The organism is Reichenbachiella faecimaris (assembly GCF_900176375.1).
In the GTDB taxonomy this organism is placed as follows: Bacteria; Bacteroidota; Bacteroidia; order Cytophagales; family Cyclobacteriaceae; genus Reichenbachiella; species Reichenbachiella faecimaris.
Genome location: NZ_FWYF01000001.1, coordinates 699,921 through 724,866 on the forward strand (window position 1 = coordinate 699,921; position 24,946 = coordinate 724,866).

Consider the following 24,946-nt stretch of genomic DNA (forward strand, 5'->3'; position numbering starts at 1 on the left):
TATTAATCCCAGTATTCAGGTTTGTTTATATCTGCATACACTCTACAGTCACTACATGGCCTGGTAAACAAAATAGCAGAATTGGGTGACATAATCGGAATATCTACGATATTGTAAGTTTCCATCAAAGTATTATTCAAGTCACTAATATTGACCGTATCGGACTCTACGTCAGGATTACATGAACCCCCATAAAACTTGTCTGGACGAAATCCCTGCTCGCCAAATTCACTAGAGATGAAAAAAGAAGTGTCGCTACTCACACCTGCTACTTCAAAAAAACCAAGAACTGGTGACGCAGTGTTGCCTATTTGCGCAATATTCCCAGCTATAGTACCTTTTTGTTTATCAAAAAAACTACCTGCTGATTCATTATTCTCTTTAAGATTTTTATAATACTGATAGGCACCTGGACTCAATGCGTACTGCTTCAGTATTATGCTATACCTTTGATTCAACTGGGCATCACTCCTTTCTACCATTCGAATAGGAAACTCGTTCAATCTGTTCTCTGACAGACCATTAGTAGTCGCTATGATAAGCCCAAGCGACTCTCCATGAGCATAGCAAGTACCTATTGGAATTTCCCTTAAATCAAAACTTTCCGTTTCAAAATCCCACTCGTAACGTGATGGATAAGGCACTTTAACTTGATAATCCTCTACATATTCATATCTAAAATAGGAAGCCTCTGATGTAAGGTCATGCGTGTCTACAAAAAACTGAATGCCTTCTATAATTGCATCGTCTTCTTGAGAAGGCAACGCCAAATACTTGCCATATACACTATCTATTTCTACTGGGTTTGTCAATACTTCAGTAGTGGATTGATAAGTGGTACCGTCCTCTAGCCTGATATTTAGCACGTAGCTGCTACCTATTTTGCCCGCTACAGGATTTTCCGTTTCATAAAGACCACCTTCTGATTCGACAAAATTTATTTGTCCTACTTCGTCTTCCATGATCCAAACCATGGCTCCAGACAATGGGGTAATCTGATCTTCATCCAGAGCGCGTGATATAGAGAGCTTTACTTGATGCTGCACGAGTTCATTGGAGAACTCAGCCTCTATGGCCAGTATCTCCACCGTTTCGCTCACCTGAAAATCATACGGCTCCACGCATCCCAAGAGTCCAACTAAAAGCAACATAAATGTCTGATCTATTCTCATGGATTAGAAGGTAAAATTATAGGTGATGGTAGGTATTGGATTGGAGAATACGCTCATTTTATACCCTCTCACTTCACCCTCTTCTACTCTAAAAAATACAGAATAGACGTTGTCTCTACCTAAAATATTATATACAGAAAAATTCCACGAGGAGTGAGCCAACTTCTTGATTTTATGACTGCCTTCTATGTTTATCCCCAAATCCAAACGAAAGTAATTTGGAACACGAAAAGCATTGCGATCAGAATAGACCAGGTTTTCTGAGTCTTTGTAATTCCATTTCCCAATAGGGAATGTCACAGGCACTCCAGTAGCATAAACTGCACTCAATGTCATGGTGAGCCGTCTGGAAAATTTATAGTTTGTAACAGAATTTAAGTAATGGGGTTTGTCATAACCTGTTGGAAAAAATTCACCACCATTAATTACTTCATCAGTGAATGAGCCATCAAGTTGTATCAGAGAACGAGAATAGGTGTAATTGATCCATCCAGTCAACCAACCAGAAGATTTCTTGACAGACAATTCCAAGCCATACGATTTACCCGGCCCTTGCAACAGATCCGTTTCAATGGCTTTATTGAATTGTAAATCTGCTCCGACTTTGAAGTCTACAAGGTTTTGGATCTTTTTGTAATAGGTTTCAGCAGAGAGCTCAATGGTATGCTTGCCATAGATATTTTTATAAAGCCCTAATGCCCATTGGTCAGCCACTTGTGGTTTGACATGTGCACCAGACAGTCTCCAAATGTCTGTAGGCGCTACAGAAGCAGCATTGAGCAATAGGTGCACATTCTGTCTGGTTCGCCCATAACTGGCTTTGACAGAGCTAGACTCGTTCAAAGAGTATTTTCCTGATAGGCGCGGCTCTGCACCATGGTAGGTGGCTATACGTTCACCACTACTGTATTCGGTCTGATTCACTACAAAATTGATATCCTTTGGTGTATTTTCAGCATACGTTCTCACTGTTCCAGGCCCAACTGCTGAGTAGATGTTATATCTAAGTCCTGCATCTACAGTCAGCCTTTCACTAGGCGAATATCTGGCCGACATAAATACTGCTGTTTCTCTCCCATGCTCTTCGCTAAGGGCATCCTCTGATACAAGAGAAGCAGTCCCAGTAGGCGTTTTGCTACCTGGCTGCACGTGAATAACCTTAGCTTCCGCTCCAAATTTAAGATTCAAATTTTCTGACATAAAGCGATCAAACTTGAGGGAAGCCAAACGCTCTTTTACTGCAAAATCAATTCTAAAAGACTGAGTGGGCAACACGTCATAGCCGATATGGTAGTCATAGTTGGTCACTCCTCCATGCAAATTTCCTTGCCATTTATCATTGAATACGTGCTTCCAATTGAAAGAAAGCACTTTATTGGAATATGAAAAGTCTGTATATGAAAGTAGTGTATCAGAAGACAATTGAAATTTATCAAAGCTGTAATAGCCAGAAACAGCTAACTCATCTTTTTCTCCAATTTTATAATCCAACTTTCCAACCAAATCATAAAAGGCAGCTTCATTGTTTTTTAAAGGAGAGTCCTTGATTTTTTTCAAAACATAATCTGAATAAGTAGCTCTCCCCCCTACCATCAATGAAGGCCCTTTTTTACCTATGGGTGCTTCCAATGTCAGCCTCGATGTCACTGGGCCTATACCTCCAGATCCAGAAAATTTGCGTGAATCTAGTTTTTTAGTTTTCACATCAAACACAGAAGACAGGCGCCCTCCAAACTCAGACGGAATACCACTTTTGTACAATTCCATGCCTGACAATGCGTCACTATTAAAAACAGAAAAGAATCCAAAGAAGTGATTGGTGTTGTAAATGGGTGTACCATCCAGAAGAAACAGGTTCTGGTCTGCCTTTCCTCCGCGAATATTGATACCTGCAGATCCTTCACCCAAATATTGAACACCTGCAGTAGTAGTAGACACCCTGATCAGATCTTTTTCTCCCAACAGGGCAGGAACTATTTTCATACGCTCTGGGTCTATTTTTGTCAGTCCCATTTGTGGGCTTTGCACATTCAATTCTCTATTGGCATTCACCACCACTGCATTTAGCGCAATCACGTCTACTTCCAAATCAATATCCAACTTCCCATCAGCATATACCATCAGCTGACGATGGGTGTTTTTCATATTCACGGATTGGACAAACAAATGATGCCTACCGCTTGGCACAGCTAAAGAATAAAAACCATTGGCATCTGTGGATGTGCCAATATATGGGCTCTGGATATATACGAATGCACCTTCTACAGCCTCATCCGTTTGGATGTCCTTTATATACCCAGCCACTGTACTTTTCGTTCCCTTCTTATACCTGCTCCTAACACCCACAGTATGGAGTATTTCCTCGACTGAGAGATCCTCTGCCCGTTGATCTTGGGCAAAAATCACTTCTGTATCCTCCACATTAGCCTTTTGGTCAAAGAATTGAATAATCGCAGGAGCAGTAACTATTGATGTATTATTGAGTAAAATAACTCGATCACCTATCAGATAATAATCCATAGATGTAGACGCCAACAATTGTTTAATCTTCGTCTCTAACCCACTGACTGCCAGCATGGAACGATCCACTTGCTGATCCACCAACCACTCCTCGCGGTAATTGAAATGAACGTTTTCTGACTTTTCAATAAAAGCTATGGCCCGCTGAATAGGAATCCAATGTGTAGTGTCGAGCTTTTGAACCAACTGAGCAGATGAAAGAGGTATCAGACCAATCACTAAGCAACCTAGGAGTATTAGTTTTTTCATTTTTCAGTTAATAATTGATCTCCATAAGCCAGCCAGGTCAGCATGCCTTCTTCTTGATTTTTTTTCAAATTCATATACAAGGACTTACTGTAAGATTTCATTTGGGCTTTAATCTCCGGGAAACATTTATACATTGACTTTTTGCCCTTGTATTTTATGAATTGCTGACCGTCGAACAAAAAATATCGATCCTCATCTTGAAACACTATTTCCCTTCCTTTGATATATTCATTTTTAATTCTTTTGATATAAAAATCAATCGACTGTCCATCAAAAAACAACTCATAAAAACCTGGCGCATGACCAGGTGCGACTGAGTCCTTTAAATGGATAAATTGATGACCGTGAATAACAAACTCATCCACTTTATGCTGGTTAAGAAGCGTAGGTTCAATGGCTGAAATCTGGACTGCTCTATTTCTGATAATCAATAAATCGTGATAAGTATTGTAAAGCAAATAGAGTCCATTGTACTGTTCTCCAGCAAAAGTGAGTTGTCCTTCACTCCATTTATTACTCTCTAAATAGGGGCTCTGCTTTGAAGCTATATATGGCAGTGGGTAAAAGGAGCCTTCAAGTACTGGAACGTTTTTGTATCCGACACTTTGGTCATACCAAGCGGCTATATCACCATCAAGATTGAGGTCACCCACGGCATATTGTCCCAAAGCATTTGAAACTTGTAAAAAGAGAAAAGTGGCCAATGCCACTTGAAGTAACTTATTCAAAATATTATAACCGTATTTTTTACAAGTATAAATTAAATTTAATCAACACATGGACGGTATTTCTCACAAATGGCAAAGCTTATCCTTTCTCAGTAATTTTTTCGAATGAATAGGAATGAAGAAATAATGTGAATCATTGAATATAGGCCAGTACATTCTTACATTACCTTCATTGAATGAAAACATTATATTATCTCTTAATTGCATGTCAAATTTTGTTAGCTACCTGTATATCTTCTGAGAATGAAACTGCGATTTATCTTATAGGTGACTCGACCGTGGCAGACTATTCAGGCAATTATGATGAAGGAAAAGACTACTACAAAACACGTTTCCCACTCACAGGCTGGGGTCAGGTATTTCAAGGATTTTTTCTTGACAACCAACATTCGCTCCTAAGTGCTACACTGGTTTCAAATAGCTTTAGGGTAATAAATAAGGCAAGAGGTGGTAGAAGTACTCGTACTTTCTTTCAAGAAGGTCGCTGGAGGAAAGTGTATGACAGTCTGAGACCTGGTGATTTGGTCATCATGCAGTTTGGGCACAATGACGCCTCAGAGCAGAAGCCACTCAGATATGTAAACCTAGAGGGCTATGGGGAGTTTCTTAGATTATATGTGCGCCAAAGTCGTGACAAACAAGCCATTCCTATCATTCTTACACCAGTGGCAAGAAATTATCCTTGGGAAGGTGGTCATCTTCAAAATGTACATGGCAAATACCCTGATGCTGCCAAATCAATAGCTGAAGAAATGAATGTATTGTTTATTGATCTCAATCAATTGTCTATGGATGCGTTTTCAGCAAAAGGCCAGGACTATGTGACCAACCAATATTTCATGAATTTTCCAGCTGGACTTTACGAAGCTTATCCAGAAGGGCAATCAGATAACACACACTTTCAACCTGAAGGTGCAGAGGCAGTGGCAAAATTGGTATATGATGCGCTAAAGACACTCAAACCCTGAAAAATGGAAAAAGCAGACACTCCCGTCTGCTTTTTCACAAGTAGGTAAATAAAAATCTTAATCTTCGTTGGCTGGCTTGCCAATCGTAGCCAAAATACCTCCGTCCACATAAATCACCTGACCATTCACGAAACTACTGGCCTTAGAGGCCAAGAAGATGGCTGCACCTTGTAGATCATTGGGATCCCCCCACTTACCAGCAGGTGTACGTCCCACTATAAAATCATTGAACGGATGACCATCTGCACGAATAGGAGCCGTCTGGCTGGTCGCAAAATACCCAGGGCCAATTCCATTGATTTGGATGTTGTGTCTGGCCCACTCTGTGGCCATGTTTTGTGTGAGCATTTTCAGGCCACCTTTTGCAGCTGCATAAGCACCCACTGTGTTTCTTCCTAGCTCGCTCATCATCGAACAAATGTTGATGATTTTGCCGCTTTTACGAGCAATCATACCTTTCACAACTGTTTTAGACACGATAAATGGGCTCACCAAATCTACTTTGATTACCTGCTCAAAATCAGCTACTTCCATTTCTTCCAGTGGTGTTCTTTTGATGATTCCAGCATTGTTTACCAAAATATCAATCATCCCAACTTCAGCTTCTATGGCCGCTATATTTTCCTGTACTGCACTTTCATCAGTCACATCAAAGAGATAACCCTTCACCTCTAACCCATTCGCTTTGTAGACAGCAATGGCCTCATCTATTTTAACTTGAGACGAATGGCCATTGATCGCTAATTGGGCACCTGCTTTGCCCAATCCAATAGCCATCGCCATGCCCAGTCCGTGCGTTCCACCCGTAACTAAGGCTACTTTTCCTTTTAAATCAAATAATTCTAATGACATACGCTATTATTTCAGTTGATTGATATCACAAACATCCATATCGCCATAGTCAAGATTCTCACCTGCCATGCCCCATATAAAGGTATAGTTAGATGTACCTGCACCAGAGTGAATCGACCATGGAGCTGAGATCACAGCTTGCTCGTTTTGCATCCAAATGTGTCTGGTCTCATCAGTTGGTCCCATAAAATGACAAACAGATTGATCTTTTGGCACTTCAATATAGAAATACACTTCCATTCTACGATCATGTACATGTGCTGGCATGGTATTCCATACGCTTCCACTTTTCAATTCTGTCATCCCCATTTGTAGTTGACAAGTATCTACTATACCAGACACAATCATCTGATTCACAGTTCGTGCATTGGCAGTTTCTGGCGTACCCAAATTCAAGATATTGGCTTTTTCTCTAGTTACTTTTTTTGTAGGGTAGCTCTGATGTGCAGGTGCTGAATTAATATAGAATTTGGCTGGACTGGACAAATCCTTACTTTCGAAAACCACATCTTTCGTACCAGAGCCTATGTATAATGCTTCTTTATAATTCAAATCGTAAGCAACACCATCTACCCATATTTTTCCCTCTCCACCTACGTTGATAATTCCGATTTCTCTTCTATCCAGAAAATTTTCTGACTTTAAGGGATCTATCGTTTCCAAAGCTAATGCCTTGGAAGCTGGAAAAGTGCCACCAGCAATATAACGATCATAGTGACTATACACCAAATTGATTTGATCAGCTTCAAACAGCTTTTCAATCAAAAATTCGCTTCTCAATTTTTCCGTACCTGCCTGTCTGGTCTCATCAGGGCCAATGGCATATCTCACTTCATAGTTTGTATGACTCATGCTTATTTGTACTTTTTGAGTTCTTACTGAACCCGATTATTTACCTGAAAATATTAAGTTACAATAGTAATGGCCTAACCCTTGATCAATTATTCAGTTTTCAACATTGCCTATTCATTTTCCTCTTTCACTACATTAAAAACCCACACATTAATTATTTTACATGGTTTGAAATTTCGAGTAAGTACCATGTATCTGTCTCGATAATTTAAAGTTTACTGTAGGAGAAAGATGGTTGATTTGAGGAAGTTGTTTTTACTATTCGTTTGGTTGCCACTAGAGGTTTCCGCCCAAAGTGTCTATACGCCAGATCTTGCCGATCCAATGATGGAGGATTGGCGTTATTCTTATTTCCCTGAGTTGGATGATCAAGGTGTTCGATCGATGACCTCATCCAATGGAAGTAATGTCTGTTGGTTTGGGTTAGATTCTGGAGTGGTGTCGTACAATGGATTCGACTGGCAACAATTTGGTGAAAAGGATGGCCTCACTGGGTTGCCTGTACAAAAGGTTTTTGTAGATCATCAGGATCAAGTTTTTGCCGCTACAGCTTCAGGTCTTTTTGTTTTTCAACAAAAAAAGTGGGTCAACCTATTTAAAACTTCAGAAGACATAAGATTTGACTTTAAGTCTATCACACAATTGCAAAGTGGCAATCTGGTATGCGGCACTACACATGGTGCTGTTTTCGTTAGCACTGACCAAACGTACCTTCTCACCACGAAAAACAAATGGGATCGAATTCAAAGCCTGGCTTCAAACTTTCAGTTTGTAGAAATTCCCGAGTCACTGCTCATCCACAATGATTTTGACAATATCTCTGATGTTTTTGAAGTTTCACCTGGACAGCTTTGGCTTGCTGTAACTTATCAACTTGAAGATGAGAAAGGAGACATTATGATGTTTTCTGAAAAGGAAATTACTTCGGAAGAACTAACCAGCTACAATTTATTTAGCAAGTACTATGACGTGCAACTGGGGTACGAACAGAAGATCTTAAAAACTTCTAAAGGAGACATTTGGATCATCAACAAATCCAATCGCCTCCCAGCCATCAGATACAAAAATTATCGTTGGGAATCTATACCATACGGCCAACAGTTTGGGGACGACGAATACTCTGAGAGTATCCTCGAAACAAAAGACGGTAAATTGTGGCTCAGCGGCATTGGGAATCTGTACACCTTGGAACCCAATGGGAAATGGAGCAAATACAGCTCTCAAACACTCAACATTCCCCAAGGTCATATTATACTTCATACAGCCAATCATACAGACCTCTGGGTGCTTGGTTATCAATCAGAAGTGTATAGAGTAGACTTATCCGATTCCAAATGGAAGACCTACCAAGGCATAAACTATCAATGTACTACATCAGATGGCACTTCTTGGTTTCTCGACATCAATGGTCATGCCATAGCCAATCAAGGGAATACCTGGAAAAAATACAACAACAAACTGGGTATGATGAACGGGGCCGTGAGCCTCTACAGTGCGTCACAAGATGTGGTTTGGGCAGTGGGTAGTCTAAATAAACAAGCCTGTGCTGGCTATCTAAAGGATGGGAAATGGGTCAATATCATTTTTGATTCCCTCTCTTGGGGCATTGATTATCGTGCCATACTTGAGTCCCAAGACGGCTCAGTATGGGTAGGTGGTAGCACAGATGTCTTTCTCGAACTGGGGCAAACCGGCGGGTTGGTTCAGATCATTAATCCTTACTCAGAAAATCGAAAACTCATCTATCACCGTGCTAGAACCAAAGGGCTGAATCAATTGAATGCCTATGGCATCTCTCAAACGCTAGACGGCAGTATGTGGATAGGAGGAACGGGGCTTTGCCAATTTAATGGCACGGATTGGAGTTATAGTACTAATCCAGATCTGCGAAATTATGTGAACGATGTTCAGGCCGACCAGAATGGACAACTCTACGTGGCATCCAGACAACATGGACTATTTATTTTAGGTCAGAATGGTTGGAGAAATTTCTCAGTACAAAATGGATTAATTAGCAACAACATCATCAGTATAGCCACCAGAGATAGCACTGAAATTTGGTTGGGAACAGATAGAGGCTACAGCTTTTTCAACGGAGATTTCTGGATCAACAATACGTTTCCTGTTGCATTGACACTTTCCTACGAAGGGGGGTCTGTACACTTGGGCAACAAAAAAGAAATCTGGATCAGTAGATCGCTGAGGGAGTGGAAAAGGCGTGTTTATACAGGAAAAACACCCAATCAAAATGTTCGCGACAAATTTGTCACCCACCGTTTTGTAAAAGACAGCATTGCGCCTGAAACCACCATCAACATCTTTTCTCAAGAAGTAGATAATGCTGGGAATACAACTATTTTTTGGTCGGGCAAGCATTATTTCAACAAAACAGATGCTTCAGAATTGCTCTTTTCCTTTCGTCTCAACGATTCCCAATGGTCTACCTTCTCTGAGTTGAGCAACCATACATTTACTGGACTGGACGATGGCACCTATCAGTTTCAGGTGCGAGCTATGGACAAAGAAGGCAACATAGACCTAAGTCCGGCTACTGCCACATTTGTGGTACAACCACCAATTTGGAAACAAGCCTGGTTTATTCTTCTCATCACCTCCTTCTTGATTGCCATTGGTACCTATCAATATCAAATCATCAAGAAAAGGCAAATCCTTGAAAAATTGAATCGCTCGCTTCATACTGTGAATGAAGAGTTGGGGACAAAGAATGATCAGATTCAAAAACAAAAGGATTCACTGGAAGAACTGGTTCAGAAAATCGACCAACTCTCTCAGGCCAAAATGAGGTTTTTCACCAATATCACCCACGAATTCAGAACACCGCTCAGCTTAATACTGGGACCTATAGAAAGACTTACTGCGCAATCTCCCTCTCATTCAAATAATCAAAGTTTCTATGGATTGATTAAGAAAAATGCGCTCAGGCTTCAAAAGCTCATTAATCAACTATTAGAAATCAGAAGGATAGAATCTGGAACCTTAGAGCTCCAGCTCCATAGAACAGATCTGGTAGCGTTTGTAGAAGAGACGAAAAATCTATTCACTAACAAGGCCTTGGAAAAAGAGATCAGGCTTTCGTTTCAATCTGATTTCGAAAAGCTTACGATCTATTTTGATCAAGATAAAATCGAAAAGGTTCTTTTCAATTTGCTCTCAAACGCCATGAAGTACACACCACGGAATGGAAGAATTAGTGTCAAATTGCAAAAAGATGACGCAGATCAAAATTTCGTTAAATTACTTGTTTCAGATGATGGAACAGGCATTGATCAGAATCTACAAGATCATTTATTCGAGCGATTCAGTGTGGGTAAATCTCCAGTAGAAAATGAACTTCAGGAAAGCAGTGGCATTGGGCTGTCATACATTAAAGACCTTATAGAATTTCATCAGGGCAAGATCACTTATCAAAGTGAGCCAGGAAAAGGCACCACATTTATCGTCTATCTTCCCGAGGACATGAAACCTTCTGAAGAAGTAGCTGAATGGGGTGATTATAATCTTATGCAAACAGTAGATGCCAACCTGCTAGCCGCAGAAGTCCCACTGAAACATTCGCCAGCACAAGTGACAGAAGAAAGCAAGCGAATATTGGTGGTGGAAGACAACGACGACATGCGCTTTTTCATCACCAGCTTGCTTCAAGAACATTATGTGGTTCTAGAGGCAGACAATGGACAAGTGGGCCTTGATGTATTAGACAAAGAATATGTGGATTTAATTATCAGTGACATCATGATGCCTGAGCTAGATGGTATTTCGTTTTGCGACAAGGTAAAGGCCAATCCTGTCACCAGTCATTTGCCAGTGATCTTGCTTACCGCCCTGGCGCTTGATGAAAAAAGAATTTCAGGGTACGAATCTGGAGCTGACTCTTACATTGTAAAACCTTTCTTGCCTGAATTACTAATGGCACGTGTCAGCAATTTGCTTGAATTTAGAGACGAGATGAAGCAGCGATTTGCTGCTGATTTAAGATTCAAACCTAAGGAGGTAAAAGTCACATCAGTGGATGAAGAGTTTCTTGAAAAAATAGCTTCTTTGATGGAAGAACATGTATCTAACTCCCAGTTTGATATAGGAAAGATGTGTAACATGATAGGCATGAGCCACATGCACTTTATCAGAAAAGTAAAACAACTCACTGACAAAAAGCCAATGGAGTTGCTCAAATCTTTCAGGCTGACAAGAGCCAAACAGCTCCTTGAGCAGAATAAAATCAACGTATCTGAAGTGGGCTATATGGTAGGTTATGATTTGCCCAACTCGTTTACCCGGGCATTTAAAAATGAATTCGGTATCACCCCTACTCAATTCGCAGAACAGGGCACGGTTTAACCACCCTAACGGGGTTTGAAACCCTGTTAGGGTTAGAGTTACTTAGTTAGATTGTACTTCTTGATCACCAGGTATTTCAATTCCGTATCTCCTGCATTTTTAATTCCATGCAGAGACTGAGATGGACAATAAAGTGTGGTATAGGGCTGCACGATACGCGTCTCACCATTCAAGAAAAACTCTGCTGTACCTTCTAGTACAAAAAAGAATTCATCTTCAGCATGCTGATGAGGTGGATGTGTAGCCATCCCAGGCCCAACTGCACTCAACTTTAGGGTTCTACCATCTAAAGATTCTTTGTTCACAAACCAGAATTGATGCCCAACTTTCGTAGGACTTGCCTTTTCCGGATCATAAGTATTCACACATCTTGAAATGTCCAATGGATCAGAGCTAGGCTCTTGGGCCCAGCTCTGATCCATTAGCGCAAAAAATGCGAACACCATTAATGTTAGTTTTTTACTAATCCAAGTCATGGCTATTGTATATTGATTTCTAATGGTTGATTCAATTCTGCTAGCTTATCATCTAGGTATTTATGAAATGCTTCTAGGTTTTTGATTGCATTCTTTTCTTGCGCCCAAGCCCCTAGGAGATAGTAGTTCACTTCTTTCGCAGGCTTGAAGACAATCAAGTGGTCATAGGACGCCTCTAGCACTTCTTCCACATCTTTGGTATTATAGAAAATAGCCATGCCCAAATTGTCATCAGCTAAACTCTGTTTGCCATAGGTGGCCAAATAAGCCCATCCACTAGAACCTACCAAGGACGCAAAACTTGTTCCAGAATCATGTTTTACAATACCAGTACAAAAATCTGCAATAGGCTGATCGAATTTAATAGTATGCTTGAGGGCTCGATCACCTGTGCGAATAGAAAGATTTGATATGATGCTAGACTTTTTGTCTGACGTTTCCCAGCCATAATAAGAAGTTTCAATCGCAGCTGAGAGCTTATTGTTCTTTTTGATTTGGCAAGTCACAGAATCTGTTTGCTGGAAGTGTTCTACTTGTCCATTGATATATTGGCCAATGGAGCCAATACCCAATGACTTTCCTGCCTTCAGCACATCCATACCCCAAGCTTCGTCCTCATGATAAGAATCAAACCCATCCAATCCTACAGACTGAAGCACAAGTGTGTCCACTTTCTTACCAAAAATGTCCATGGCATTTCTCCAATCCAAATAGAAACGATAGCCTACCAATTCATTTTCTATGCCAGGACCTTCGTATCGGATATAGTAAGAATGATCAGTATGTGCAGCTGGTACACTGAGAAAATCCACATTCTGAAAGTCTCCACCTACATACTTTCTACCCTGCCATGCACCACCAACCTTAGGAGATATTTCTGCCTGTACTTTTTTTTCCAAGGATTGATTCTGAGTCAAATCCCCAGGCCAGTTGATAGCTAATGTGGACTGAGCTGCAACTTCCACATGGACTACCAGCTGATCAGCCCAACCGTCTTGATCAGTGTCTAGCAACTCTCCATTATGCCCTAGCAGGGATACAGATTGTACTTGAAAAGCTTCAGTAAAAAGTCGCTCATCACTCAAAGTAATGACCTCAGTTCTCGCAGAAGGCAAAGAATTCTCAATTTTTATTTTAAGTGTATTTTCTTTTGTCTGACTGTTTTGTGCATGGGTGCCGCAGCCTACCGCGAGTGCTAAGCCCGCCACCCAGATGTAGTTTTTATATTTTATCATGTCTAATTATTGATTCTATTATAGAGGATAAAAATAGGATTTCAATGACATCCACTTTATTCAATAATCAACATTAGCCTAGCAATAACTAGTCTGATATCACTTTATCTAGGAATTGGAGTATATAACCCACTGTGGGCAGAAACCAAGGATCGAATAACCAAAAAGTGTGTGGGGTATCAGGCAGCTCGTGCACTTTAGTATAAATATTTGCTTGACTCAAAATAGTAATCATCTCATCTCTACCCGCATGAAAACGCGGATACTGACTGTTCACAAATAAAATGGGTGGATCTCCTTTTCCGGCGTGCTTCAATGGGGACGCCACTTCCCAATTCTCTTTTGCTGTTTCATAAGATCCACCCAACCAAAGCGCAGCCGAAGCTCCCTCTTCAGACTCAGTGTGATGAAATGCTAATATTCCGTCCAAGTTTATGATTGCTTTTATTTTTGGTGAATTAAAACTCGGATTCACACCCACCAATGTCGCCAACTGCCCGCCAGAGGAACATCCCAAAAGAATAAACCCAGCCGTATCAATATGAAGTTCTTTCGCATACTCAACTGTCCATTGCATTGCTGCTTCCACATCCAAAACTGCAGCAGGATATGGTGCTTCTGCTGAAAGCCTGTATTCTATGGCCACGGTCACATAGCCCTTTGAAGCCAATACAATGCCTAATACTTGCATGTGATATTTGTCTCCAGATTTCCACCCACCTCCGTGAATCATAAAGATCACAGGTAGGTTTTGAGTCTGTTTTTCAGGCCTGTATAGGTCAAGCATCAAGTCTCGTGTTCCTGTATTGTGATAGATCACATTTTGCTGGACGGAAACATCCAAATCATTTGCTTCAGCTATTTTAATATTTGGAAAATCCTTTTTGTACTTTAGATAGGCTCTATTGACGGTGTAGCTGGTATCCTTTTGGACAAATTGTGCCCAGGAGATATTTGCTTTTGAAAGTATTAATACCAGTATTAGAATAGCCTTGTTAATCATTTCATAACTAAGTATAAAAATACAATCGCTTCAACCAAACGCTGACAAGATTTCTCCTGAGGTATAAATGACAAAATTTTATAATTACGCCTAATTTTCTTTTTCAAAAACACCTATATCAGGTGCATTGCCATGGAAGGACAGGCCTACATTTGTGCCAGCATCTATCAAATCACTATCTCCTGCTAATTTCATAAAATCCACTACAGGCAAACTACCATCCGCGTTTCTAGGGGCTAGTAAAAAATCAATATCAAGGCTCTCAAAGTCATCACTGGTAGCACTCAAGCCATCTTGCCAGCTGTTGTGGCTGATGTCTTTGCTAGCCGCATTGAGACTACCAGTAGTCCCTACTACCACACTGTTTTTTACCTCTAAAGAGGCTAAGGAATTACTAGAACTAAAGTTGTAATTCGTGCCATTGTCATAGGCTGCACAGTTAAATAGAATCACTGCACCACGATTGCTATTATGATCAAATCCGTCATAGATATTACCTACTGCCAAGCAGTTTTTATATGTAGCATGATGCGACAAGTCTTTGTCATCACTGCCGCCAGTTTTGAATCCATTTCCATCTCCACCACCAACTTCTCCCGACTTCATGATCCCGTTCTTGATGGCCCAGCAGTTTTCATAGGTGGTTTGTACATGATCAGCACCACGCAGATACCCGTCCCAGCCGTCGTCAAGATTTTGCCAGGCTCGACAGCCTACAAATTTATTACCACTGCCTACACCTAGTTTGGCTGCAAATCCATCAGCATTTTCTATGCTTGCATCAGCATTGTAATAGGAATCACAATTCAGGATCAAATTATCAGCTGCTCCATCATCTATTTGCAGGCCTGTATCAGCATTTTCATAAAAAGAGCAAAACTCAATCGTATTGTTGCTTCCTTTAATTTGCATGCCATTGTCTCCAGCCTTTCGAATATCAATACCTTTGAAATACCAGTAGTCACCCTTGAGTTGGATGCCCTGATTTGACGAATTTTCATCCTGCACGGAGAAGTCCAGGACAGGTCTTTCAGTGGCTTCCGGATTTGTCATCACTGTAATTGGATCAGACACGGTACCAGATGCATTCAAAACCATTCGAGCAGTCATGTTATAGATGCCTCCAGCCACCAGGATTACATCTCCAGGTTCTACATCTAAAAGCGCATTTTCTAACTCCTCTCCAGTGGTCACTTCGATCTCTTTGCCACTCACCTCATCTATACTGCTGATTTCCAAAGTAATCTCACCAGAAATAGTACCCTGATCTTTTGCTGTCCCAATTATTGTTATGGAACCATTTTTTTTTGCCACGAGCATACCTGCACTAGAAATGTCAGCAAGGGATGGGTCAGACACAGACCATTCTATCGACTGATCTGTGGTATTGGACGGGGTGAAAGCAACTTCTATTTGTCGTTGAGTTTCGGTAATGAGATCCTCTGCTGTAAGTACTATAGATTCGGCATAGATAATTACATCTTCAGTTTTTTCATCCATTTCATCTTCCCCACAGGAGCATAGCACGATCAGCATGAGGCCTAATTGTATCATTCCATAAATGTAAAAGGTAATACGCATTAGTCAAATTTTACATTTTTCATACCCACTTCTTTGCTGATGAATATCTGGCCTTTCTTGATCGTAGAGTTAGAAAAATCAACCTGACTATCTCCATATACATTGATCAATGCATTGTCGTTTTTTCCCGAAAGGGTAAGGTTAGTAAAGTTCATCTGACTGGTATTGAACAAGGTCACTGGCTTTCCTTTTGCTACCTTTATTGTCACACCTGACCAATCAAATGCCTCTGCATCAATAATGGTGATCCCCCTATTGGCCTCCAGCACCACATTTTCTAAAGTGATATTTTGCAATTTCATTTCTGGCAGACCTTGAAAAAATCCAGCAATACCTGCCCCTGTTGAAGTAATGTTTTTCATGGAAATGTTTTTAAAAGAAGGAGTTGTTCTAGTTACGGGAACTGGATCAGTTTTTTGTCGTGTCTTACCTACTTCTCCATCCGACCCTACTGGTGATTCGCCACCATAAAACAAATTGAATCTTATGGCCTCAGCCTCAATGTTGATCATGTCGATATTAGAAATAAAGATATTCTCTACTACTCCCCCTCGACCTCTTGTACTTTTAAATCTCAATCCGCAATCTGTGCCAATGAACGTGCAATTAGATACGTGCATGTTCTTCACTCCACCAGACATTTCACTACCTACCACGAACCCACCATGGCCATGAAAGACTGTATTTTTTTTAATAACCACATTCTCAGTTGGGATGGCTCTTTTAAGTCCGTCTTCGTTTTTACCAGACTTGATACAAATGGCATCGTCACCCACGTCGAAGGTATTGTTGTAGATCAATACATTCTTGCATGACTCCAAATCTAACCCGTCGCCATTTTGTGAGTACCAAGGATTTCGAATTTTCAGGTTTCGCAAGATCACATTCTCACACATCAATGGATGGAGATTCCAGGCTGGAGAATTTTGAAAAGTTGGGCCATCCAACAGTACTTTGTTGCAGCTAATCAAGCTCACCATCACAGGTCTAAGGAAATCTTTTACTGCTTCAAATTCCTCTATAGTATCTAAATCAGGTACATTGAAATTGCCTGCTGTATCACCTTTTTTAGATTTTTCACTAGGATACCAAGTCTGCTTATCATCGCTCAGAATACCACCTGATTTTATTTTTCTTTTCCATTGGCCTTCAGTCAATTTTTCTTTTTTGATTGCACGCCACGAATCGCCCGACCCGTCGAAAGTACCTTCACCAGTAATGGCCACATTGCTTAGATTTTTGCCATTGATGGGAGAGACACATCTGTAAGTTTCTAATCCTTCAAAGCTCGTAGCCACTAAAGGGTATTTATCAAAATCATCGTCAAAAACGACCAATGCTCCTGCCTCAACGTGCAGATTGATATTACTTTTAAGTGTAATGGGCCCTGTGAGCCAAATACCTCTGGGTACCACCACTTTGCCACCACCCTTCTGGGTAGCCTGTGCAATGGCACCAGCAAAAGCATCCGTATTGTCAGTCATCCCGTCTGCCACAGCACCAAAAGAAGCAATGGACACAGTATAATCTGGGATATTGGGCTCAAGTACTCTGGGCATATCAAATTCAACACCCTCATATATTCCTTGTTGTTCTTCAATTGCTGGTGTACTATAGTTCAGCCCACCAGCACCTAGAATCGTTAGAACACCTACCAAGACTAATTTTCCAAAACTCATCATTTTATCTTTTTTATTTTAAGGCCACTAGGGCTTTATGATTTCATTTTCATTCGGATTCCAATTTCCAAACACGGCATCCAACGTATATTGATTGGCTTGAACATCTGTGAGCTGGCGCGACCAACTCACTCGACCTTCAGTCTTAGCACCAGATCCAGTAGACCCATACTCTGCATAGTATGACCGCTTTTCAGCGTACCTCTTCCCCCAGTTGTGCCAGCCTTCTGGCTTTATATGCTTTCCAAGTTCACAATTGATAAAAACTGTTCGTGCATCGTCTCGCCAAGGTCGACCTAGATATACATCGTGTTTGGGGGCATCTCCAGTCAACTTGCAATTCAAGAAAACATATCCATATTCCTTTTCTATAGAAGTATTTGCAGCTGTGATGTAATGGCCGCCAGCTTTTGAGAAAATTGTACACTGATCGAAAACGACCTGTGAAGCTCCAAATATGAAGTCAGTTGTACCTGAGATATAACAATTGTAATAATATTGTCGGCTGTCGTTTCCATAAGTATATAGCGTATCCTGAAATCCAAGAAAACGACAATTTTTGAATACAATTCTGTCTCCATCTACCCGCACAGCTACAGCTTGTCCTACAGGCCCAGCACTATTTTCGAAAGTAATATTCTCGGCAGTAAACCCATCTGCAAACACATAGAAACTGGCAGATCCCGAAGTACCCATTTTCTCACCAAAGGAATTGAGTCGATCGGCAAAATTATCATAGGTCAAAATGGTGTTATTCACATCTTCGCCAATGAATCGCACGTTGCTTTTGGACTTTGGAAGTACAAGCTTTTCTTTATATGTGCCTGATTTGATATAAATGGTAGTCACGGCTTTTCTAAAATCAGGAATCGCGTCTATGGCTTGTTGTACGCTCTGAAAATCGCTATCAGGGTCTTGACCCACTACCATATCATATTGAGCCTGGCCAAAACAAATGACCGACCAAACACAAGCAATAGATATAAAGAATGTTCTTTTCATTTAGTTTTGAGACTCCTGTTTTTCATTTTCATAAATGATAGAAGCCATTATAAATGGCCCAACGCCCTTAGGATCATTGTCTCTTTTAGGCTCGTTCACATAGTATTCATAAGATGCGTCGCGATAAGGCTCTCCTCCCAATCCTGCTACTGCGCAGTTGGTAGTTAAGCTGATGGTACCATCTTTATTGGACTTAATGAAACTGTCCAATACGCCTTCGTAGGACTTATTTGCGATTTCTCTATAAGACGCTGCTAAGTATCCATGCTCCACAGCTTTGAGAAAGAAATAAGAAAACATACTAGAACAAGATGCCTCTAAGTAATTGCCTTCATCTCCACCTCTATCCATAATCTGCCACCAAAGCCCAGTCTCCTCATCCTGATATTTAACCAGACCATTGGCCATTTTGGTAATGATGGCTAAGATTTGAGGTCTTTTTGAATGATCTTCTGGCAAATAGTCCAATACATCAACCAAGGCCATCGCATACCAACCTATCGCTCGGCCCCAAAAATTAGGAGATACACCTGTCTCAGCATTAGACCATTTTTGCTCTCTACTTTCGTCATATCCATGATAAAAAAGCTGTTTTTCTTCATCCCAAGTATAGCTATCAATCAAAATGAATTGATTGGCTACATCGTCGAAAAGTGCAGGTTCATTGAATTCCTTGGCGTATTCTGCGAGAAAAGGAGACCCCATGTAGAGTCCATCCAACCACATTTGATAGGGATATATTTTTTTGTGCCAAAACCCACCTGACGAAAGTCTGGGTTGATGTCTCATTTGGTCTCTCAGCGTTTCAATGGCTAGTCTATATTTTTCATCCCCCGTCTTTTTATAAAGATCAAATAGGATTTTACCAGAATTGATTCGATCAATGTTGAAATCACTTTTCTTATAGGTTTTGATACTCCCGTCTTCACGAACCAAAGAGTCTGCATAAAACTTAACGTAGTTCAAAAACTTCTCCTTTCCAGTCGCTTCATACGTTCGCATCATGGCAGAACAAACCAGACCATTGGAGTATTCCCACTTTGGCGTTTCTCTAAAATCCAGCAATCTGGGATCAGGATGGCGAATTAATTCTGAATTAGCCATTTGCTCGAATACAGCTGTCTGTATGGTGGAAGTACTCGTAGAGATTTTCTCACCTACTGACTGACTACAGGCCGAAATGGTTATTAACAATATGATATGCTTGAGCCTATTCATTTGGTATCTTATTTTCAATGATTTGGTTGAGATAAATTTCTAGGTTGGTATAGTATGGGTGAAAATTGGTAGCGGATTGATCTGATCCATCTTCTTTATTGAGTCCCTGTTTGGATTCCCATTCGTCTGGCATGCCGTCATGATCAGTGTCTAGTTGAGAGACTTTACTTTCCAACACAGGCCACCCACCAACATCTTTTTGTGAATCGATAATTCCGTCTTTTTCAGTACCCTTGCTTGCTGTGCCCGCCCTTACTTCTTCCGCTATTCTTTGATCCAACTGATCTCTGGAGCAGGATGCTCCCGCTTGAGCCAATACTTCACTAAGTGCAGTACGTGATGACGAAATTTCATCATTAAGTGACCAAATGGGGCTTGACGGCAAATAGGCTTGAGGAACGTCACCTATCACTCCTGCTAGGTTGTTTTCAATAATAGCTGCTTCCTCCTCTACAATATTGCCTGAGACATAAAACTTACCATACGGTTCTGAAGGTGCTACAAAACGACTACGTTTAGAATTTTTAGTTGCTGGCCCTGGTTTGAAATAGTTGTTAATCATTTGGTGATTGCCTTCTTCTCCTCCATAGGCAGCATTGAATTGCCAGTTATAAATGACATTATTCCAGAAATCAACTTGCTCCTTTTCCGGTTGCTTATGGTATCTGGCACCGCAGAAACGTGGGTTTCTGCTGGTATGATGCGCCAAAAGATTGTGATGGAAGCTTGCACCTTTTCCTCCCCAAATACCACCATAGCCATGTGTTCCTTTTTTATGCACAGATAGATTAAGACTCTCTGTGATCATGCACCATTGCAAGGTGAAGTTTTCATTGTCATAGAAGGTTGCGGTCTCGTCTGTACCCCAGCTAAATGAACAGTGATCAATAATGATATTGTTGTGTCTAGTGGCGCTCACAGCATCTCCTTCTATACCAGCTGAGTCACCCATTCTGACTCTGATATATCTAATGATTACTTGATCAGCTTTAATTTTCAATGGATAATTGGCAATACAAATACCATTTCCAGGTGCACTTTGTCCAGCAATCGTGACACTGTCATTTTTGATTTCCAATGGAGATTCTAGAAAGATGGTACCTGAAAGATCAAATAAGACAGTTGTTGCGCCTTCCTTCTTTAGCGCTGCACGTAAACTTCCTGGGCCATTGTCTTTCAAATTGGTGACATGCACCACTTCTCCTCCTCTACCACCTGATACATAGCGACCGTGACCCTCTGCGCCCGGAAAAGCAAGGGACTGACTCTGCATTTCGTTTATGAAAGCAATTGAAACCAATATTGTCAGTAGCTTTTGCATCAGTTTTTTAAATTTTCGAGAAAATTGAAACGGTATTTTTTTATTTCTTCAATGACCAACTGGCACATTTTAATTGCCCCTTTTTTTGAAAAGTGTGTATTGTCGTGTTTCCCATCAGGATAATACTCATTCGTTCCTGGTTCAATCCACAGATAAAGTTCCTTTGAAGGTTCTTCACCCAGTTGGTTTACTAAATTTTCAGTCACCACTTGCATATCCACAAAGGGGACATTCATTTCACTGGCAACAGATCTGGCTACAAAAGGATAGGCGCCATGTGTGTCTTCGAGTACTCCGTGTTCATTGAAATTTCTTCGTACGATTGAACTAAACATCACTGGAATAGCTCCTTTTGATTTAGTTTCTCTAATCATTTTTTCAAGATTGAATCTATAGCCAGAATATGGATTAGTGTATCGCTTAGGGTGCTGTACTTTCTGATCATTATGCCCAAACTGAATGAACACATAATCTCCTGCATCTAGCTCCTCAACTACCTTTTGCCATCTCCCTTCATTTATGAAACTTTTGGTACTACGCCCATTTTTGGCGTGGTTCACGACAGTTACCTGATCATCAAAGCATTTGGGTAAAACTTGTCCCCACCCAAACTCTGGATTGGTTTCAGGATTGTCTTTGTCGGCCATGGTAGAATCTCCTACAAGATGTAGGGTGTATTCTTCAGGCTGACATGCGCTCAGGCACACTACAAGCAGGCAGATTTGAAAAAATCGCATAAAGGGTGATTTAGGAGAGGTCTCCTGAAAAGTCCACTTTTGAAAAACCTGTCGGCCCGAGCGACGTTCCGCTCAGTCCTACAGTTTTTTAAACTTTTCAGGAGACTTCAAATTTCAATCTTAGTTCGTTTGATAAACTACTTTGAAGTCTAGCCTGTAGCTATCCCCCTTTCTATTTCCATTGTTGTCAATGGTTTCTCTGATGATCACCAAGCACTGCGCACCCCAATCAGTCTCGAAATACACTACTTTACCATTGATGATATCCACACCTGAAGATGAGTGACCAATATCTCTTAGAATATCAGTAGTTTCTGCCCCTTCATCCGTAAGCGTCATGGCCTGGATGCTTTCGGCTGTGGCCGCAGCAAAGAAATCTGAATCCCCACGATCTAGCTTAGAGAACTGTGTATCATTCAAAACCAAATCGGCATTTCCTTCTGTGCCTAATTTGAACTTATCACCATATTCCGTCAAAGGAGAAAAGTATCTCACCTGAGGCGTGCCAGAATCTGCACTAGAAATCATAAAATCGATTTCTTTTCCATTGGTGTCACCAATAATGGCGTCATAGTCATGCTCCTTGCCATCAACCAAAGAAATTCCTATTGAAACCCCAGTTTTTCTTTTGTCAGTACCGTGCAATTCGATCCCAGTATATGAGAACATCTCAAAAACTGGTGACTCTACCACGTTGATAGTGATATTATGAGAGGTCACATTGCCCTTGGTATCAGTAGCCTGAATATTGAAATTTTCCATACCCAAGGCAAAAGAAATTTCTTCAGAGATTTCAAAGTCATTCGCGGCTGCTCCAGAAGGATTGATTGTCTTATAAGTACTTGCTGTTCCGTTTTCAGTCAAGGTATAAACCACCTCAGCCAATCCTGAAACGGACGTAATAGTTCCAGAAATAGTCTCAGTAGGATTTACCGAAAGGTCGACCTCCAAGTCGGTCAATTCAACAGTCATTTCTGGCCCTCCTTTTACGTTGACTTTTCTCTGCGCTTCTACTACGTCTCCTGAAGCAGACTCGGCAACCACTCTTACATATGAAATCCCAAGTGTCCATGGTACTGCCACATCAAAATCATAAGATTTGGCATTTCCATCAAAGGATGTTACTTCTAGAAACGCATTATCATCTGTATAAAACGTAACGTTTACCAAATTATCATCTGCAGCAATATTGCCTGTAAACATTGGCCAATCGCCATCTAGGTCGACAGGAGCAAAATCGCTAGGTGTTTGGTCTATATCAACTAAGATGGATTGATCCTTAGTATTGTCATCGTCTGAGCATGACACAGCCAGGGCGAGTGTCAAACTCGCTAAAATTGAATAAAATATATTTTTCATGATCTCTTAGTTATATGCTGGGTTTTGTGCAAAATCCTTATTCTGATTCAGGTCTATTGCGGCCTGAGGTATTGGTCTGAGAATTTTTAATTCTCCACCATTTCCAGCAAAATTTGAAATTTCAATAAACATGTGATGAGCAGAAGCTCTTTCTACCAACTTACCCGTTCGCTTTAAATCGAACCATCTGTGGTATTCACCTAGCAACTCACGTCCTCTTTCGTCAAGGATATAGTCAAGATCAAATTCACCTGCAGTCGCATCGGCTACATTGGCTCTTGCTCTTACCACATTCAATCTAGCCAAACCAGTAGTCGCATCTCCAGCTCCTAAGTAGGCCTCTGCTGCAACCAAATACGCATCAGCAAGTCTACCTATAATTATGTCTCTTTTGCTCACACGGCCTTCGTCTCCAACCGCACCAAACAGTGAGGTAGGATCATCAAACTTCTTGACGATAATCGTAGCCCAGTTGCCTGAAATGTCTGCACCTTCTGGATCGTAAGTACCAAACTCACGATAGGTAGCAGTAGGCTGAGTAGCTCTGAAAGCCAAGCTATCCGCTGTAGTATACCATGATGGTGCATAGAACTGTGCAGCATTCAATGTAGAATGATCTGCTTCATCAAAATAATCGAAGTATCTGTCGTACACAGTAGTCATGAAGGTCCCTTCCCATCGATCATCTCCCTGCTCAAATAAGCTAAGAGCAAATCTGTTTGGACACAAATTATAACTCTTATATGGTGCATCACCTGCTACTTCAGGGCCACCTGTGTAAGAGCCAAAAAAGTTTTGTTGTCTATTGCCCAACTTACCTGGATCAGCACTTATAGAACCTTCATCAAACTGTACAGAGAAAATAGTTTCTGCATTCATTTCATTATTTGGTGTCCATAGTTCGCCAAACGGTATATCCAAAGCCTGACCTGCAATGGCAGCATCAGCATAGTTTGCAGCATCAGAAAAATCTGTACTTGCTGCAAAACTTTCGTATGCTCTCGTCAAATGAGCTTTAGCCAATAAGAACTGCACAGCTCTTTGGTTCACTCTTCCGTCATAGGCAGAGGTGCTAACAACTGATAACGCCTCGTTCAAATCAGTGAAAATTTGCACGTACACATCCTCTGTACTGTTTCTATCAAATTCAGTGATCGCCTCAGCAATAAATTCAGTGATCAGTGGCACTCCGCCATAAGATTGAACCAAGAGAAAGTAAGCATGCGCTCTCAAAAATTTCAATTCACCCACTAGTTGCGCCAAATCATCTGTTGATTCAGTAATGTCAGCATAATAAAGACCTGTATTGGCTCTCTGGATCGCTACATAGCAGGTTTTGTATAAATGATCTACTCCTTCTGATGATGCGTTCAGATTGACATAACGACTCAAACCTACAGGTTCCTGATCTCTTCCTTCTGAATACATGTCTGTGCCCGCACTAAACATCCAGGCAAAATCTCCATATATTTCTCTCAATGCAGCATAGTTTGCATTTACCAATGCACTATATCCTTCTACAGTGACATAAAATTCTTCTGCTGTCACGTTAGACTTGTTCTCTTCTTCGAGAAAGCTATCGCAGCCTACCAAAAAGATTAAAGTCATTATTAATATTGATATGATATTTTTCATGTC

At 40.8% G+C, this 24,946-nt stretch carries 18 protein-coding genes; 2 read left to right on the forward strand and 16 right to left on the reverse strand.

Translation table 11 applies throughout. From position 1 onward, the window contains the following. Nucleotides 1–2: 2 nt before the first annotated feature. The 3 genes from B9A58_RS03025 to B9A58_RS03035 are packed head-to-tail and all read right to left on the reverse strand — an operon-like array spanning nucleotide 3 to nucleotide 4,669. Nucleotides 3–1,172 (reverse strand): DUF4249 domain-containing protein, encoded by a 1,170-nt coding sequence (locus B9A58_RS03025; RefSeq protein WP_084370943.1) that lies wholly within the window; start codon nucleotides 1,170–1,172, stop codon nucleotides 3–5. A 3-nt stretch (nucleotides 1,173–1,175) separates the two neighbouring features. Then, nucleotides 1,176–3,941, reverse strand: a complete 2,766-nt coding sequence (locus B9A58_RS03030; RefSeq protein WP_084370944.1) for a TonB-dependent receptor — start codon at nucleotides 3,939–3,941, stop codon at nucleotides 1,176–1,178. Beyond that, the gene (locus tag B9A58_RS03035) at nucleotides 3,938–4,669 is read right to left on the reverse strand and encodes a hypothetical protein (protein WP_084370945.1); all 732 of its coding nucleotides are present in this window, start codon (nucleotides 4,667–4,669) and stop codon (nucleotides 3,938–3,940) included. The genes B9A58_RS03030 and B9A58_RS03035 overlap by 4 nt, the downstream gene beginning before the upstream one ends. 176 nt (nucleotides 4,670–4,845) lie before the next feature. Here B9A58_RS03035 and B9A58_RS03040 point away from each other — a divergent pair, with 176 nt between their 5' ends. Continuing rightward, nucleotides 4,846–5,637 carry a rhamnogalacturonan acetylesterase gene (locus B9A58_RS03040; protein ID WP_084370946.1) on the forward strand — a complete coding sequence of 264 codons (792 nt, stop codon included), beginning with the start codon at nucleotides 4,846–4,848 and terminating at the stop codon, nucleotides 5,635–5,637. A 57-nt stretch (nucleotides 5,638–5,694) separates the two neighbouring features. Here B9A58_RS03040 and B9A58_RS03045 read toward each other — a convergent pair whose 3' ends face one another. Beyond that, nucleotides 5,695–6,489 (reverse strand): gluconate 5-dehydrogenase, encoded by a 795-nt coding sequence (locus tag B9A58_RS03045; protein WP_084370947.1) that lies wholly within the window; start codon nucleotides 6,487–6,489, stop codon nucleotides 5,695–5,697. A 6-nt stretch (nucleotides 6,490–6,495) separates the two neighbouring features. Next, nucleotides 6,496–7,341, reverse strand: coding sequence for a 5-dehydro-4-deoxy-D-glucuronate isomerase (gene kduI, locus B9A58_RS03050; RefSeq protein WP_084370948.1), 846 nt, complete (start codon nucleotides 7,339–7,341; stop codon nucleotides 6,496–6,498). Nucleotides 7,342–7,590: 249 nt separating this feature from the next. On the opposite strand from kduI, the gene B9A58_RS03055 reads away from it, so the two are divergent. Continuing rightward, nucleotides 7,591–11,697: an ATP-binding protein gene (locus tag B9A58_RS03055; RefSeq protein WP_176214660.1), complete on the forward strand. Its 4,107-nt coding sequence runs from the start codon at nucleotides 7,591–7,593 to the stop codon at nucleotides 11,695–11,697. Between the two features lie 38 nt (nucleotides 11,698–11,735). Here B9A58_RS03055 and B9A58_RS03060 read toward each other — a convergent pair whose 3' ends face one another. From B9A58_RS03060 to B9A58_RS03110, 11 genes are all read right to left on the reverse strand, one after another. After that, entirely contained in the window at nucleotides 11,736–12,173 is a 438-nt protein-coding gene (locus tag B9A58_RS03060) for a cupin domain-containing protein (RefSeq protein WP_221407804.1), read from the reverse strand. Nucleotides 12,174–12,175: 2 nt separating this feature from the next. Continuing rightward, nucleotides 12,176–13,408 carry a DUF4861 family protein gene (locus B9A58_RS03065; RefSeq protein WP_084370950.1) on the reverse strand — a complete coding sequence of 411 codons (1,233 nt, stop codon included), beginning with the start codon at nucleotides 13,406–13,408 and terminating at the stop codon, nucleotides 12,176–12,178. A gap of 88 nt (nucleotides 13,409–13,496) precedes the next feature. Next, nucleotides 13,497–14,411 (reverse strand): alpha/beta hydrolase, encoded by a 915-nt coding sequence (locus B9A58_RS03070; protein ID WP_084370951.1) that lies wholly within the window; start codon nucleotides 14,409–14,411, stop codon nucleotides 13,497–13,499. A gap of 90 nt (nucleotides 14,412–14,501) precedes the next feature. Next, nucleotides 14,502–15,992, reverse strand: coding sequence for a right-handed parallel beta-helix repeat-containing protein (locus B9A58_RS03075; RefSeq protein ID WP_221407805.1), 1,491 nt, complete (start codon nucleotides 15,990–15,992; stop codon nucleotides 14,502–14,504). After that, on the reverse strand, nucleotides 15,992–17,674 hold the full coding sequence (locus B9A58_RS03080) for a glycoside hydrolase family 28 protein (protein WP_084370952.1): 1,683 nt from the start codon (nucleotides 17,672–17,674) through the stop codon (nucleotides 15,992–15,994). Before B9A58_RS03080 ends, B9A58_RS03075 begins: the two co-directional genes overlap by 1 nt. Nucleotides 17,675–17,698: 24 nt before the next feature. Further along, entirely contained in the window at nucleotides 17,699–18,673 is a 975-nt protein-coding gene (locus B9A58_RS03085; RefSeq protein WP_084370953.1) for a pectinesterase family protein, read from the reverse strand. Further along, a complete protein-coding gene (locus B9A58_RS03090) occupies nucleotides 18,674–19,891 on the reverse strand; it encodes a glycoside hydrolase family 88/105 protein (protein ID WP_084370954.1) in 1,218 nt (405 codons plus the stop codon). Then, nucleotides 19,884–21,212 (reverse strand): pectate lyase family protein, encoded by a 1,329-nt coding sequence (locus B9A58_RS03095; RefSeq protein ID WP_084370955.1) that lies wholly within the window; start codon nucleotides 21,210–21,212, stop codon nucleotides 19,884–19,886. The genes B9A58_RS03090 and B9A58_RS03095 overlap by 8 nt, the downstream gene beginning before the upstream one ends. Further along, nucleotides 21,212–21,949, reverse strand: coding sequence for a rhamnogalacturonan acetylesterase (locus B9A58_RS03100; RefSeq protein ID WP_084370956.1), 738 nt, complete (start codon nucleotides 21,947–21,949; stop codon nucleotides 21,212–21,214). The genes B9A58_RS03095 and B9A58_RS03100 overlap by 1 nt, the downstream gene beginning before the upstream one ends. Nucleotides 21,950–22,069: 120 nt before the next feature. After that, nucleotides 22,070–23,308 carry a hypothetical protein gene (locus B9A58_RS03105; RefSeq protein WP_084370957.1) on the reverse strand — a complete coding sequence of 413 codons (1,239 nt, stop codon included), beginning with the start codon at nucleotides 23,306–23,308 and terminating at the stop codon, nucleotides 22,070–22,072. A 6-nt stretch (nucleotides 23,309–23,314) separates the two neighbouring features. Beyond that, nucleotides 23,315–24,943 carry a RagB/SusD family nutrient uptake outer membrane protein gene (locus B9A58_RS03110; RefSeq protein WP_084370958.1) on the reverse strand — a complete coding sequence of 543 codons (1,629 nt, stop codon included), beginning with the start codon at nucleotides 24,941–24,943 and terminating at the stop codon, nucleotides 23,315–23,317. Nucleotides 24,944–24,946: the final 3 nt, after the last annotated feature.